The 15,071-nt window shown below is 50.2% G+C and carries 12 protein-coding genes and 1 pseudogene; 6 read left to right on the forward strand and 7 right to left on the reverse strand.

What is annotated here, in order from left to right:
- The first annotated feature begins 35 nt into the window (after window positions 1–35).
- Window positions 36–2,156, forward strand: coding sequence for a prolyl oligopeptidase family serine peptidase (locus DYU11_RS05510; protein ID WP_119666723.1), 2,121 nt, complete (start codon window positions 36–38; stop codon window positions 2,154–2,156).
- A gap of 66 nt (window positions 2,157–2,222) precedes the next feature.
- Here DYU11_RS05510 and DYU11_RS05515 read toward each other — a convergent pair whose 3' ends face one another.
- Together DYU11_RS05515 and DYU11_RS05520 are read right to left on the reverse strand one after the other, a co-directional pair.
- A complete protein-coding gene (locus DYU11_RS05515) occupies window positions 2,223–2,735 on the reverse strand; it encodes a hypothetical protein (protein ID WP_119666595.1) in 513 nt (170 codons plus the stop codon).
- 280 nt (window positions 2,736–3,015) lie between these two features.
- Window positions 3,016–3,309, reverse strand: a complete 294-nt coding sequence (locus tag DYU11_RS05520; protein WP_119666596.1) for an ArsR/SmtB family transcription factor — start codon at window positions 3,307–3,309, stop codon at window positions 3,016–3,018.
- Between the two features lie 488 nt (window positions 3,310–3,797).
- Here DYU11_RS05520 and DYU11_RS05525 point away from each other — a divergent pair, with 488 nt between their 5' ends.
- The 4 genes from DYU11_RS05525 (at window position 3,798) to DYU11_RS05540 (ending at window position 10,011) form a co-directional block, all read left to right on the forward strand.
- On the forward strand, window positions 3,798–6,230 hold the full coding sequence (locus tag DYU11_RS05525) for a TonB-dependent receptor (protein WP_119666597.1): 2,433 nt from the start codon (window positions 3,798–3,800) through the stop codon (window positions 6,228–6,230).
- A gap of 45 nt (window positions 6,231–6,275) precedes the next feature.
- Window positions 6,276–7,559, forward strand: a complete 1,284-nt coding sequence (locus tag DYU11_RS05530; protein WP_119666598.1) for a sialidase family protein — start codon at window positions 6,276–6,278, stop codon at window positions 7,557–7,559.
- 433 nt (window positions 7,560–7,992) lie between these two features.
- Window positions 7,993–9,375 carry a vanadium-dependent haloperoxidase gene (locus DYU11_RS05535; RefSeq protein ID WP_119666599.1) on the forward strand — a complete coding sequence of 461 codons (1,383 nt, stop codon included), beginning with the start codon at window positions 7,993–7,995 and terminating at the stop codon, window positions 9,373–9,375.
- Between the two features lie 168 nt (window positions 9,376–9,543).
- Window positions 9,544–10,011 carry a GNAT family N-acetyltransferase gene (locus DYU11_RS05540; RefSeq protein ID WP_199736668.1) on the forward strand — a complete coding sequence of 156 codons (468 nt, stop codon included), beginning with the start codon at window positions 9,544–9,546 and terminating at the stop codon, window positions 10,009–10,011.
- Window positions 10,012–10,046: 35 nt separating this feature from the next.
- On the opposite strand, the pseudogene DYU11_RS34050 reads toward DYU11_RS05540, so the two are convergent.
- The 5 genes and pseudogenes from DYU11_RS34050 to DYU11_RS05565 form a co-directional block, all read right to left on the reverse strand.
- Window positions 10,047–10,223: pseudogene (locus DYU11_RS34050) on the reverse strand (helix-turn-helix domain-containing protein); the annotation flags it as partial.
- Between the two features lie 405 nt (window positions 10,224–10,628).
- A complete protein-coding gene (locus tag DYU11_RS33765) occupies window positions 10,629–10,802 on the reverse strand; it encodes a hypothetical protein (protein WP_262697092.1) in 174 nt (57 codons plus the stop codon).
- 280 nt (window positions 10,803–11,082) lie between these two features.
- On the reverse strand, window positions 11,083–11,853 hold the full coding sequence (locus DYU11_RS05555) for a COG4315 family predicted lipoprotein (protein ID WP_119666601.1): 771 nt from the start codon (window positions 11,851–11,853) through the stop codon (window positions 11,083–11,085).
- 101 nt (window positions 11,854–11,954) lie between these two features.
- Entirely contained in the window at window positions 11,955–12,377 is a 423-nt protein-coding gene (locus tag DYU11_RS05560) for a globin domain-containing protein (protein ID WP_119666602.1), read from the reverse strand.
- A gap of 44 nt (window positions 12,378–12,421) precedes the next feature.
- Window positions 12,422–12,787, reverse strand: coding sequence for a hypothetical protein (locus DYU11_RS05565; RefSeq protein WP_119666603.1), 366 nt, complete (start codon window positions 12,785–12,787; stop codon window positions 12,422–12,424).
- Window positions 12,788–13,258: 471 nt separating this feature from the next.
- Between DYU11_RS05565 and DYU11_RS05570 the strand changes: the two genes are divergently transcribed.
- Window positions 13,259–15,070, forward strand: a complete 1,812-nt coding sequence (locus tag DYU11_RS05570) for a beta strand repeat-containing protein (protein ID WP_229365703.1) — start codon at window positions 13,259–13,261, stop codon at window positions 15,068–15,070.
- Window position 15,071 lies beyond the last annotated feature (1 nt).

Genomic DNA, 15,071 nt, shown 5'->3' on the forward strand with positions numbered 1-15,071 from the left:
CTATGCGACTTCATATTCAGATTGGATTACTACTCATGTCAAGTTCATTTGCTGCCTTCGCTCAGACGTCGGGCGCTAACCCGTCTGTACCACTGACTTACCCCCAGACCCGGCGCGTCGATCAGGTTGATACGTACCACGGCACACGGGTAACTGACCCCTACCGATGGCTGGAAGACGACCGCTCGGCCGAAACAACTCAGTGGGTCAAGGCACAGAACAAGGTCACGTTCGACTACCTGTCTAAAATTCCGTACCGGGCGCAGTTGCAGCAGCGGCTGGAAGACGTGTACAACTACCCTAAGTATTCAGCCCCGGTCCGCAAAGGCGACTGGTTTTATTTTTACAAGAACAACGGGCTCCAGAATCAGTCCGTGTTGTACCGCCAGAAAGGTCTGGCCGGTACGCCCGAGGTGGTGATCGACCCGAACACGCTTTCCCCCGACGGTACGACCCGGTTGGTAGAGTTCAAACTGTCGAAAGATGGGAAATATGCCGTAGTGGGCTTCTCCGAAGGCGGATCAGACTGGCAGAAGTTTCGTATCATGGACCTGGCAACCAAGCAATACCTGCCCGAAACCATTGATTGGGTAAAAATCTCGAATGCAGCCTGGCAGGGTAACGGCTTCTATTACAGCCGCTATCCAAAACCGGAAGGCAGCGCGCTGGCGGCCAGAAATGAAAACCACCAGGTCTTTTTTCACACGTTGAACACGTCCCAGTCGGCCGACCGGCTGGTGTACGAAGACCCGAAAAACCCGCAGCGGTTTCACCTCGTCAGCACAACCGACGACGAACGATTTGCCATTCTGACGATCAGTGACCGCGGTCAGGGTAAGGACGGCAACGCCCTCTACGCGCTGGATACCCGTTCGCCCAAGCCTGCGTTTGTGTCGGTTGTGACCGAGATTACGGATTACAGCTACAGCGTAGTCGACAACGACAGCGACCGGCTAATCATCTCGACAAACGAAAAAGCACCCAACAGTAAGGTGGTTGCGTACGATTCAAAACGGAAAACGTTTGCAACCCTCATTCCGGAAAAACCGGAACCCATTGCCGAAGGTGGTGTTAATGCGGCCGGTGGCAAGCTGTTTGTCGAATACGCCAAAGACGTAACCTCGCGCGTGTACGTGTATGCCTACAACGGGACGCTCGAAAACGAGATCGACATGCCGGCTATTGGGTCCGTCAGCGGCTTTGGGGGCGAGAAGGACGACAGCTACGTATTCTATAATTTCTCATCGTTTACGTTCCCGCCCACGATCTATCGCTACGACATAACCACCCGAAAAAGCACCGTTTTCCGCGCTCCTGAAGTGAACTTCAAGCCTGCTGATTATGAGACGAAACAGGTTTTTTATCTCAGCAAAGACGGTACGAAAATTCCTATGTTCGTGACGTACCGCAAAGGCCTGAAACTGGACGGCAACAACCCAACGCTGCTGTACGGCTACGGCGGCTTCAACATCAGCCTGCCCCCATCGTTCAATGCACTGCTGGTTCCGTTTCTGGAACAGGGTGGCATCTACGCCCAGGCCAACCTGCGCGGAGGGGGCGAATACGGCGAAACCTGGCACGAACAGGGTATGAAGCTTAAAAAACAGAATGTTTTTGATGATTTCATTACGGCGGCCGAGTACCTGATTGCTCAGAAGTATACCTCACCCCAGAAACTAGCCATTCGGGGTGGCTCCAACGGTGGCCTGCTGGTGGGGGCGGTTATGAACCAGCGCCCCGACCTGTTCCGCGTTGCCATTCCGCAGGTGGGCGTAATGGACATGCTGCGTTTCCATAAGTTTACCATTGGCTGGAACTGGATTGCCGACTACGGCAGCAGCGAAAACCCGGAGGAGTTTAAAGCGCTGTACGCGTATTCGCCCATCCACAATATCCGGGAGGGCGTTAACTATCCAGCCACGCTGATTACCACCGCCGATCACGACGACCGGGTTGTACCGGCACATTCGTTCAAGTACGCAGCTACGCTGCAACAAACTTACAAAGGGGCTAATCCGGTATTGATTCGCATTGATACCAACTCCGGTCACGGGGCCAGCAATACGAAGAAGAACCTGGAAACGATGGCTGATATATACTCGTTCATCCTCTGGAACATGGGCGTAACGAGCCTGCAGGAACCAGCTAGGGAGTAAGCTTTTCTTAAAGCAAAAGAGCCCCTGCTAACATGGCAGGGGCTCTTTTGCTTATAGTCATCTGGATTAGAACTTGAATGACAAACCCAGTTGCAGCGGAGCTACTCCGAAACCTGCTTCGGCAAACGCGCCCAACGCTGGCTTAAAAAAGTAACGGGCACCAACGTGTCCACCCAAGCCTATACCACCGTATGAATTTCGGAAGCCCACATAAGTATCATTCCAACTCCATCCACTGTAAATGAGGCCAAGGCCAGCGTATAGGTCGACCTTATCATCTGATATACTTAATATTTCATTGAAGTGGTACGAGCCACGGCCACCGATGCTGTAGTATGATCCAAAACCGCTGTAGCTCCGGAAAGCACCAACAGCACCGACTGTGATATTTTTGGCAACACCTACTTCGAAAGATGCGCCAAGTCCCAAACCACCAGCATAGCCAATACCACCCCAGCCGCCAAGCCCAATACCTGCATTCAGAAACTTAGATCCTTTATCAACATCAAGCTGAGCAAAAGACTGGGTACAAGTCAATAGTAAAGAAGCAATTACTAAAGAAGCGAAGAATTTTTTCATGTGTCTCTTTCTGATTTAGTTGAACTTTAAGCAAAGTAAACAACATTAGTCAGATGCGTCCAAACGGATTGTGTATGGTTTGAGTAATCGGTATGATAATATGTTTTGGTTTATTACTTGCCAATGATCATCATACCATATATAAGCTTCTCAATGACAAATAGTTACCCAATACTCTATCTTAAATATAGGTTTTAAAAGCAAAGGAATGAATTGATTATTTTGCTGGTTGGACTGTGAACCACTATCAGTTGTATTTACTCAATACTGTTACCTACCCTTAGATCGTTGAGCCAACCACATCCAGCAATACAGCGATGCCATTGGCCAGACCCGGCTCTACCAACGAATAATAGACGTTCTTATGCTGCCGCCGGGTGGTTAGCAGCCCTTTGTTCTTCATAAAAACCAGGTGGTGGGATGTCAGCGACTGATCAGCGTCCAGATATTCCTGAATGGTCGTGGCGGTTAGCTCCTTCTTCTGCCCCAACAAAAGCGTGATCTGTAAACGCATGGGATGAGCAATTGCTTTAAACATATGTACAGCTTTTTCAATTCGTTGCTCCTGCAGCATAGTTGTATCAAACAGAATAACACATTGATTACTGACAAAAGAAGTTCGTTAGCAACCTACCAGTTAAGTAGCAGCCAACAAACAACTTTGGGCAAATGTCATGCCACCGTCCAAATAACCCTTTATAAATGAGTGTATTGCAGGTAACCGAACTATACCTGACTCATGCTTGCGGCTTTTTCGGTACTCCATATTCTACAAATGAGCGGCTCTGAACAACCGGTTACTCTGTGCTATGTGGCTATCCTCTAGGTACTAAGCATCGTTTCATCAATGGCAGCTTCTCTTTCACGGATGATCGTAGAGATTACCAAAAATCTATTGTCACAGCAACCATGCCGCTTTGTAATACGCATGGGCAAACCAACCCATCTTCAATAGGCAGCCTAAGCGCTTCAAAAAGTTTCTCTAATTGATTTCTAATTTATGCTTGTAAGTTTTATCCGCGGAGCCTTATATTTGCCACTGTTTATATTTAATCTAAATAAATGAAGCTCCTCTATAGTTGTCTGTTCACGTTTTGTTCTTGCCTTCTCTTTTATACAACCAGCGCAACCGCTCAGGATACGGGGTCTCTAACGGGTGTTGTCACTACCCTGGATGCCAAGCCGGCCGCTTTTGTGAACGTAGCGCTTAAAGAAATACGGAAAGGGACTATCACGGCCGACGACGGTTCGTTTGTTCTTAAATCCATTCCGAGTGGTACGTATACCCTGGTCGTTACTTACGTTGGTTTGCAGCGCCAGGAGAAACCGGTAACCGTCGTTGCGGGTCAGACAACCACCGCTGACGTAACGCTCTCTGAAAACGCGGCTCAGCTCAATGAGGTTGAGGTTACGGGTACCCGGCAGGTAGTGACCTTCGGGAAAGCTAACATTGCCCCGCTCGATCTGCCCCAGACAACGGGTATTGTCAGCAGAGTAGTTATTGAAAATCAGCAGATATCGCGCCTGGGCGACGCCCTCAAAAACGTGAGTGGAGTGTCGCTGACCCAGCAGCGGGGTGGTGTTGCCGAAACCTTCTCGGCCCGAGGCTATAGCATCAGCATTGCCGGAGCAGCCGGCAGCATTTTCAAAAACGGAGTAATTTCCAATACAGCCGGTTTTCCGGAGGCCAGCACCCTGGAATCGGTTGAAGTGCTGAAGGGTAGTGCCGCTTTGCTGTATGGTAACGTATCGGGCGGCCTGGTTGTCAACATGGTCACTAAAAAACCGAAGTTCACCTACGGGGGCGAAGTGTCTATGCGGGTTGGCAGTTACAACCTGCTTAAACCCATCGTGGATGTGTACGGACCGCTGGCCAAAAACCTAGCGTTTCGGGTGGTTGGTACGTATGAGAAAGCGAAAAGCTACCGCGATGTCGTCAAAACGGATCGGGTATACGTCAATCCGTCGCTGCTGTACCGGCTCGGCCAGAAAACAACCGTTTTGTTGCAGGGCGACTACCTGCGCTCAAACCTGACGCCCGATAACGGTGTCGGTTCGTTGAATGCCAACCAGCAGGCCGTTATTCCGACCAACATCCCCCGGTCACGTTTCATCAACACCCGCTGGGCTTACAACAACATGGATCAGACGAGTGCGTCGTTGACCGTTGACCATGCTTTCAGCAATACCTGGCGGCTGAATTTCATTACGTCTGCGCAACGTACCGATATCAGTTCCTACGGAGCCGGAGTTCCGAACAACAATATTGCCGCCAACGGTGACTGGAGCCGCTCACTGAGCCGGGCTAAAACCAGCGAACTAAACTACACGGGTCAGCTCAACCTGAATGGTCGGTTCAGCACCGGACCGATCGAACACCAGACGCTGGTGGGTACCGATCTGGTCAATATCGTCAGTGTCAGCAATGCCTTCACCATCACAAGTGGCGGCAAACCAGTTGTGACTTATGACAGAATTAACATCCTTGACCCAAATAAATTTGAGGTTCGGAATGACATCCCGGATGCCACGGCGATCACCCGGACAACGTCGCCTTCGTACCGGATGGGCGTGTATGCACAGGATCTGATTAGCCTGACCGATAAGATCAAAGTGTTTGCCGGCCTGCGCTGGTCGTACCAGAAAGCGGTACAACCTCAGCTTCTCGACCTGCGCACCAATGCCGAATCAAGGAGTGCGACGGCCACAAAGTACGACCGGGCTTTTTCGCCGAAGGTTGCCCTGATTTATCAGCCCTGGTCAACGAACTCGCTGTTCGCCAGCTACTCCAACAATTTCACACTTAACTCAGGCGTCGATATTTACGGTCAGTTGCTGCGCCCTTCCATTGTCGACCAATATGAGATTGGGTCGAAGAATGAGCTTTTGGGCGGTAAACTCTCAGCCAATGTCAGTGTCTATCACATTGTCAACAGCGACTTCGCGCAGATGGCACCGTTCAAGCTCGATGGTTCACCCAATACGGACGCTAACGTAAAAGAGTTTACCGGCGAGACGACCAGCGACGGGCTGGAAATTGACCTCAATGGCAATTTGTCCCGAAACCTGTTCTTCATTGCGGGGTACGGGTATAACTACATGCGATATACGCAAACGTCGACGGTAAAAGGAGCGCCGATTCTGGGCGAGCGCCTGATTAATAACCCCGCTCACACTGCCAATGCCACTATCTTTTATACGTTCGATCTGCCGCAGCTTCGTGGCCTGAAGGTAGGCGCGTCAGCCTTCTATACCGGTGCGCGGAATGGCGGGTTGAACAACACCGTTGGACAAACGCCTGAATTCAACCGCCTGATTCCGCTGAGTGGCTTTACTACAATCGACCTTACGGCCGGCTACACCTACCGGAAAATATCCCTGCTGGCTAAGGTATCGAACATTACCAACGAATTGAATTACCTGATTCACGACCGATACAGCATTATGCCGATTCCGCCCCGCCAGTTCGTTACAACAGTGTCGTACCGATTTTAACAACCAGTTTTACCCGTAAAAAATAAGTGTTCATCCTAATTCGCTATGAAATACAGACTTAACCTATTGTTGTGCCTTGGCTTGCTCGCGGCCGTTATGCACAACGGCCATGCCGCCGACAAGTTTGCCGACCCCACGCGGGCCTATGCCGTTCCATTCCTGATGCAGACACCTCAGGGTCAGGTGGCCATGTCGTGGACCGAGAAAGACGATAACGGAGTTGTGTACTTCTACTGGGCGCTCTCGCCCGACAAAGGCAAGACCTTTGGCGACAAGCAACTGATCCATTCATCGGCGGGCATCGGCAACTCACGGCTTATGCGTCCCCGGCTGCTCTTCAGGAAAAACGGCACCATGATGGCGGTTTTCGCGCTGCGCGGTCCGGAACAGGCAGCCACGCAGGCGACTACAAACCAGGATGCACATGCCGGCCACGGTGCGGGCGCAACCCATCATGAAGGTCACCAGCCGGCCGCTCCGAAAGCAAATGCCGGTGGTGGACGGCCGCGCGATCTGCAAATTGTCTATGCTGTATCGAAAGACGGCGGTAAATCCTGGACGCAGCCTGCCTCCGTTCACAGCGATAAATCGCCGAACGTAGTACGTGGCTTCTTCGATGCAACGGTGCTGGCAAACGGGGAAGTAGCCGTAGCGTACCTGAATGACATTGAAGGTAAGGCTCACTCACGGGACCTCCGGTTTGTTACGTCGTCGGGCGATTCGTTCAGTGCAGAGCGCACCCTCGACCCCTTCGTTTGCGATTGCTGCCCGATCAGTCTGCTGGTCGATCCGAAAGGCCAGCTGCACATGTACTACCGCGAAAACAACGATAACGTTCGGGACATCGCTACGATGGTGTCTACCGACAACGGCAGGACATTTTCGAGCCCCCGCATTCTGTTCAAGGACAACTGGAAAGTGAACGGTTGCCCCCACTCGGGTCCAACGTCGGCGATCGGTACCAACGGGCCGCTGGTAGCCTGGTTCTCGGGCGCCGAGGATTCACGCGGCATTCGTCTGGTTACGGATGCGGGCAAGCGCCTGTTTGTGATCGACGAACCAACGGCAAAGAATGCGTATCTGGTACAGGCTCCGCAGTCGTCCGTGTTGCTTTGGGAGCAAGTAAAAGCTTCTGAAAATGAGCCGACCGCTACGATTGCTTACCGGACGCTGAGCGGTTCAGCAACGCCCACGACGCAGTTTGTGCCCAACGCCCAGGGCGGCTCCAACGCCAGTGGCATTGTGGTTGGCAACCAACTGCTGGTGGCCTACGAAGTGATCAAGCCCAACGTCAAGAATTCAATTGAATGGGTTAGTGTGAAGCTATAAACCGCTCTTTCTGAATCTATACAAAAGGACCCGGTACGTACCGGGTCCTTTTTTTATGTTGGCAGCGATTGATTGACAGTAAGCCATGGTCCTATCAGGCAAAGTAGGTATACGACTTGTGAACATCGCCCCCAAACAGGTGTGCGGAAGGTAAACTGTGGCTAGGAAATCGCGGTAGCCTTTGCCAGCGGAAGCAGAAAAGCCTTTTCGGTACTTAGGAAAGGCTTTTTTGCTTTTGTTCACCTTTTGTTCACCTCATTGCTTACCATCCGTCTACGTTTGGTATACCCCAATCTTTAGGAGCGCCATAAGCCACGTATCTACCTTTGCACCGTCATCACAGACGAGACAGAACAGCTCTTTTCCCCCTTGGCAGATTTGTCCGGCTGTGCTACAGAATCAAAATCTTTTTCGCCAAAAACAACAAATTACAATGAAACACAACTCAAAATTTACGCTGAAGCGTGCTACGCTGACACTTGTTGGGCTGAGCCTCCTGTCACTGCAAGCCTGCCATCCGAATTTGTCGGAAGAACCCGTCAGTCCCAAAACTAAAACGGCCGATCAGTTTAGTAGCGAGGTGGCTGTTAAGTGGGCCGATATGAGTCTTTACCTGGTTCGGAACAGTGCTGGGTTTACGCCACCAGTGGCTGCCCGGGCACTTGGCTACAGTGGCCTTACCATGTACGAGGCCATCGTCAACGGAACAACAGATCATCAATCGCTTGCCGGTCAGTTGCAGGGTTTGTCCAGCTTACCCAAAGCAAATATCAGCCAGCCCTACAACTGGGCACTCAGCGCCAATGCTGCCGAAGCCGTAGTTCTGAAGACGATGTTTGCGAATACATCCGCAGCAAACAAAGCAAAAATTGACTCGCTGGAGAATCAATTGCTGCTACAATACAAAGAGAGTGATCAGGCCGTAAATGAACGCTCGATTGCCTACGGACGTAGCGTGGCCGAAGCAATTGTTGAGTGGTCAAAGTCGGATGGCGGACACGAAGGTTATAATCGAAACTTTCCGTCGGATTATAAAAACCCTGTTTTTGCCGGTTCCTGGCAGCCAACCGAAAACGGGCAACAGATTCCTTTACAGCCATACTGGGGCAAGAACCGGACGTTCTTATCGGCTAATTCAACGATCGACTTGCCCGCCCCACTACAGGTATCAACCGAGCCGGCATCATCGTATTACAAACAATACGCGGAGGTCTATACCAAAAACAAGTCATTGACTCAGGAAGAGAAAGAAATTTCCGTTTGGTGGGCTGACGACCCGAGTGAAACGTTCACGCCCCCCGGCCACTCATATAATCTGGCAAAGATTGTGGTGAACACATCGAAGGCTAATTTAACCACAGCGGCCGAAACCTTTGCTCGAGTGGGTATTACCGTTGCCGACGCCTTCATTCTCTGCTGGAAGTGCAAATACACGTTTAACAACGAGCGCCCCTTTACGTTCGTTCGGCGGACCATTGATCCAAACTGGGTACCGTTCTGGCCGGCACCGCCGTTTCCGGGTTATACCTCCGGGCATGCCACCCAGTCGGCTGCAACAGCGATAGTTTTAGGTTCATTGTACGGTGATAAGTTCACCTTCACCGATGATACTCACGTTGGCCGCATTCGTGATACAAAGCGAAATGTAGATTTCAAAGCTCGCTCGTTTACCTCATTCTGGGCCACTGCTGAAGAGTCTGCTCTGTCTCGTTTCCTGGGCGGCATTCATACCCGGCAAGACAATGAGATCGGCTTATTAGAAGGCCGCAAGCTTGGGGAAAACATCAATGCTCTCCGGTGGAAGAAAGCCATCTGAATAATGTGAAACTAAAAGGGGCCGTTGATAGGAGGCTTCCTGTTAACGACCCCTTTTAGTTAAGTTGCCTCAGGCCTTAGTACGTTGGTTTTCAACTGGGTCACTCAGTAATCGAAGGGCAAGAACGAGGCTAGCTTTAGTCGTCAATTAAATCCAACTGAAGTAAGCTTGTCATTACAGATTCAGCAATTTATGTTACGTCCCTGGAGTTCAAGCGATGGCATTTGTAAATACGACAGCATTTACGCCAAAGAGTTACGCCGAATTTACCTTGAATCGCGCCAACAGACCTTCCACTGGTTTGACACGTCGGCTTACGAGCTTGATGATTTCGACCAGGCGACCCAAAATGAGGTTATCCGGGTAGCGCTGGTGGCCGGCAAATCGGTAGGATTTATCTCGTGGTATGAACCCGAAAACTTTATCCATAACCTGTTCATCGATAAAAATTATAGAAATCAGGGCATTGGCAAAGCACTTCTTAACCATTGCTTAGCCGAACTTGGCCGTCCTTCCCGGTTGAAATGTCTACAAGAGAATGTTAAAGCTCTGGGCTTCTACCAGTCTCAGGGCTGGCAGATTGAAGCGGAAGGCAAATCCGACAATGGCCTTTACTATTGGATGCGTATCGATTAGTTCTGTTATCAAACACCTACCTCTATCGGTTGAGGTTAGTTGAACGATTGCCGGAATTCAAGCGGTGATACGTTCGTCTTGTTTTTAAACAACTTGCTGAACGACTGCGGATACTCAAAGCCGAGCTGATAGGCAATCTCACTTACCGACAATGACGTAGTGCTCAATACTTCTTTCGCCGTATCAATCAGCTTATTCTGGATATACTGCTGCTGAATAAAATCAGGATGCACGATTAACCACCAGCCGTTCATCGCTACCTGATCGGCTGCATCGGTAGAGATTACCTGGCCGGGCGAAAAGAACGTCATAACCCCCTAGTCAAAATCATTGTAATTCTGCCCGTACTTCATTTTCCCGGTGAAGTCTTTCTTGATGCAGATCGAATAAAAATTATAAACGAAACTGCCCAGCATAACCTAGCAGCTACCGGCGACATCGCTCAGGTTAATTACGCTAATCAGCGGATGCTCTGGTTTAGGCAGTAATAATATGTAATCAATTCAGAAATTGATTACATAAGGAGTATTCGTTGTCTTTTTCATAGGTAGCCTGTATACATCAACCGGAAGAACCAGGTATACTACACCCAATTCTTCCGGTTGGTTCTGAATGGTTTATTTATCGATCCAGGCCATACCCGCTTCGTTATAGCGAGCCCCGGTCGATGTACCCAACGGGATAATGCTCAGGTCATCGACACTCAGCTTGATGTCGGCGGCAGCGGTATTCTGCTCAACGTATTTAACACGCTTCGTCCCGGGAATGGGCACGTGCCCTTTGACGATCACCCAGGCGAGGGCCAGTTTCGACGGCGTTACTTTCTTTTCAGCGGCCAGTTTTTGATTTCGTCGACCAGGTCAAGATTTTTGTAAAACTATTCGCCCTGGAAACGGGAAATGCCTCTTTTGAAATCGTCCTCCGCAAAATCGTCCGGGCTTTTGATATCACCCGAAACAAAGCCTCGTCCCAGTGGTGAGTAAGCGATGAAGCCGATGCCAAGCTCGTTCGGTGTATCGATGATGCCCGCTTCTTCAACATCCCCATTTTCAGTGGAACGAGTTTATTGAATTAGTTGGTAACCGCCAGTTTAAATTTCTGATTTGCAGCGTTGCCTTTAGTATCGCCCCGAACGGCGTCATCAATGAAGTAATACAGTGGCTTTTGTTTAAACGTAACCTGCTGTTTACCATCGGGGCGGTTGATCACGCCGAAATCGCTGGTTCTTAAGAAAGTTGGAACCGTTGCATATGGGGCGAAAAACTGAGGCCATACCTGCAGGCAGCCGCCCGTGCAGTTACTCACCTGTACGGCATCATTGTCGAACTGGTAGAGCGACCGGCCAGCGGCATCTACTAAGAACTTTGCGCCATTTTTGTCGGCTCCGAATACGGAATAGTTCGGATTGGCCACGAAGAATGTGTTGTTCAGGGCTCCGTTGCCTTTGGTTTCTCCGGGGGTTTCATCCTTGGCAAAGCGATATAACGGCCAACCCTTATACGTTGTCTGTAGCTTTCCGTCAGCACGGGTGATAGAACCGAAATCTTTTACATTCAAACCTGAACCTATTGTCAGTGTTTCTTCAAAGAAAATTGGCCAACTAGTCAGGCAACCATCCGTGCAGGCGCTGGTACCATTGACATCTTTCGTGAAAAAATACAGCGTTCTACCGGCTTCATCGGTCAGAAAGTTGCCCAGTGTGGCGTTGCTGCCAATTTTTACCTTCGCCGATACGTATGGTTCGGTTTCGGTTTGTGCCTGTTCGCAGGCGATTAAGCCAATAGCGAAGGAAAAACTTAAGGCTAATAGCCGTAGTGATGTTTGACAATACGTCTGTTTCATCAGTTAATATGTTGTTATAGTTTGAAAAAATGTGCTTGTTAATTTTGTGCAGGCAACTAGTATTCAGCGCCTAAGCCATCCGTTTCGTTACCGCCAGTCTGCTATAAAATCTGCCGGGCATTGTATTGCATCGCGTTGGACAAGGTCTGATACAGGGTTTGCCAAGCAGTTTGTAGTTCAAGTGTCCAGCGCTCGCTGAGTAGACGTGCCAGCGTTTTGAGTAACACACTACCTACCAGATCATAATCGACGGCGTGCACTCCGTACGCTACGTGACGCTGAGCCAGGGCCCGCATTTCGCCTTCCAGTTCATCCGGGAATTGCAGATGAGCAACCAGAAACGTCATCATGTCCGTGAACTTGCGGGTCTGGGCGGCCAGGTCATTGTGAAACAGCGTCTTTAGAGCAGGGAAGTCCAGGAATAACGTTTTATAGAATAAGGCACTCATTTGTTCCATCTGCCCGGACTGAAGCAGGATGTAGCTCCACGAATGTTTGATGATTAAAATCTGGCGTGCGTCCATAAGAATCAAGGTTATTTGAGCAGGCGCCTGCCCACTTTCGTCGCTTAGCTTAAGGTGATGTGCAGCCGTAGCACGTAATAGTTCTGATTCCTCTCCTGATAAGATATTGGCAAGAAATGCTTAACGGTTTTACCCGTCAGGCTTTTGATGATACCCGTTTTCAATCCTTCATCCTCCGTGTAGACTCGTACGTTCTGAATGTGATGGTGCTCGTCCAGGGTAAAGCGCACCATCACAATACCGCCTTTAAAGTTCTTGGGAAAGGCGGTCTCTTTTACGTAATAGCCAATTTCGTCTTCGTAGTTATCGCCGACCAGTTTCTTGTTGTCGAAGGCTACTCCTTGTGTGTACAAAGAGATCGTTAGGGCACTTGCTGTGATCAGCGTGCGAATCAGGTTGATCGTTTTCATTGTCGTGTTGTTTACAGTTAATTGTTTCTATCGCTGGACCGCGGTCATGCTCTTGTCCGAATTGACGCAACAAAGGTAGAGGGCGAGGTTGGGGCGCTCCTAACAAAGCCGGTAGACCAAAGGTGTACAGGGCCGGGAGGCAGGGGTGACAAAAAGTCAACAAGGGCTAATAAGCCCATTTCTGTATGTCAGGCCAATCTGGAAAGACAGAGTACCGACAAGCCCGATACGCACTGAACCACTGCTTGCGTAGCCTGATGCCGTTTGAAAACCCAGATGAACACCCGATAAGAGGCCTTTTTTGCTTTATGTTTCGAAAAGCCAGTCTGCTTTTCCCGCCAACGGCTCAGGGAGTAATTCTATACGGTTGATAGCGCACTTTTACCGGCTGACGAAATCACTTTTGATTACTGCTGAATTGCCCCCCTACTTAGTCTCACAAAGAAAAAAGAGGCTTCAACTTCTATCATCATGAAAACAATATATACACCGCTTCTCATCTTTATTTTGAGCATTCAAAGCCAATACGTATCTGCTCAAAACAACCTGTGGATTAATACACCTGGCAGCTCTGCGCCTGGTTCATTGAATACCCTCGTTGGCATTCAGGTGGGCAATCCTAATATGACCAGCATAGGTAATGTATACATTGGCTATATAGCGGGTAGTAATACAACCTCAGGCGGCTTAAATACATTTGTTGGGTCGTCGGCGGGTTTTACAACAAGCACTGGAGCCAACAACACATTCATTGGCGCATCGGCCGGCTACTATAACTCAACCGGTGGCCAAAATTCATTCCAAGGCTTTCGAGCCGGGTATTTTAATGTTGAAGGGAGCAACAATACGTTTTTAGGTCATGAGGCTGGGTATAGTAATGGCACCAGCAACAATGCCTTCGTAGGCTACCAAGCTGGCTATAAGACCGTAACTGGTAACAACAACGCCTATTTTGGCTATAAGGCTGGTCAGGCCAACGTTGAAGGCAAGTTCAACACTTACTTAGGCGCCCTGGCCGGTGTTAATGCTAAAGGCTCTTCGTCTACATTCGTGGGCGACCTGGCTGGCCAGGAAAATTTAGCCGACTTTAACACCTTTGTCGGAGCCTCGGCGGGTCAGAGCAACACCCAGGGAGCCGGCAACACCTTTGTAGGCTATCGCACGGGCCAGCTCAACGCCTTTGGCAACCAGAACACTTTCATTGGTCAGGAGGCTGGACTGCTCTCAGTTGCCTCAGCAAACACCTTTGTGGGTTTTCGGGCGGGTAATCGTACCAGCAGTGGCGGCTTCAACACCTTCATTGGCGTACAGGCCGGTCAAAATAACACCTCGGGTAGCTCTAACTTCATCATGGGCACCAACGCAGGCTTAGCTAACACCACCGGTTCTGCCAACTTTTTCCTAGGCGACAATGCGGGTGGGGGCAACACGGGCGGTAGCTTTAACGTCTACCTGGGGGCTAACGCCGGTAACGGGACAGGCGTCAATGGCGACAATAACCTGGCCATCGGCTTTGAAGCTGGTCGGGCCAACGTAGCTGGTATCAACAACACCTTCTTAGGCTTTCGGGCCGATGCAGGGGCCGGTGGCCTTTCCAATGCAACAGCCATCGGCAACAACGCCCGGGTGAATATTTCCAACGCTGTCGTATTAGGAGATAACGCCAATGTAGGCGTCGGTACATCGGCTCCGGCTACCAGACTGCATGTAGTTAGTGGGGTGGCTAATCAATCCGGATTACGGCTGGGTAACCTGACAAGCGCTTCACCGGCCAGCCTTACTAGCCAGACTAAATTTTTGAGTGTTGATGCGCAGGGCAACGTCATCCTGGCCAGCAGCAATACGAGTGCCCGGCAACCAGCTAATGAGAGCTTGTGGTTGTTGGACGGCCAGCAGTTGCGCAACACGGCTGGCCAGACGTTGGTGTTAGGTCGGCCAGGCAGCGCCGTACCGAGTGGCTATCGCCTAATTGTTGAGGAAGGTATTCTGACCGAAAAGCTCAAGGTAGCCATTAAAAACACCAATGAATGGAGTGATTACGTCTTCGCGCCTACTTATCAGCTCAAGCCATTGAGTGAGGTGGAGCAGTATGTGAAAGTCAACAAGCACCTGCCGGGCGTGCCTTCAGCCGAGGAGGTGGTCAAAGCGGGTTTGGACGTAGCCAAGATGAACGCCAAACTGCTGGAAAAGATCGAAGAACTCACTTTGTATATCATTGATCTTAAGCGGGAGAACCAGCATCAATCGAACCGGTTGCAGCGCCTTGAACAGAACACTAAATAAT

The organism is Fibrisoma montanum (genome assembly GCF_003583365.1).
GTDB lineage: Bacteria > Bacteroidota > Bacteroidia > Cytophagales > Spirosomataceae > Fibrisoma > Fibrisoma montanum.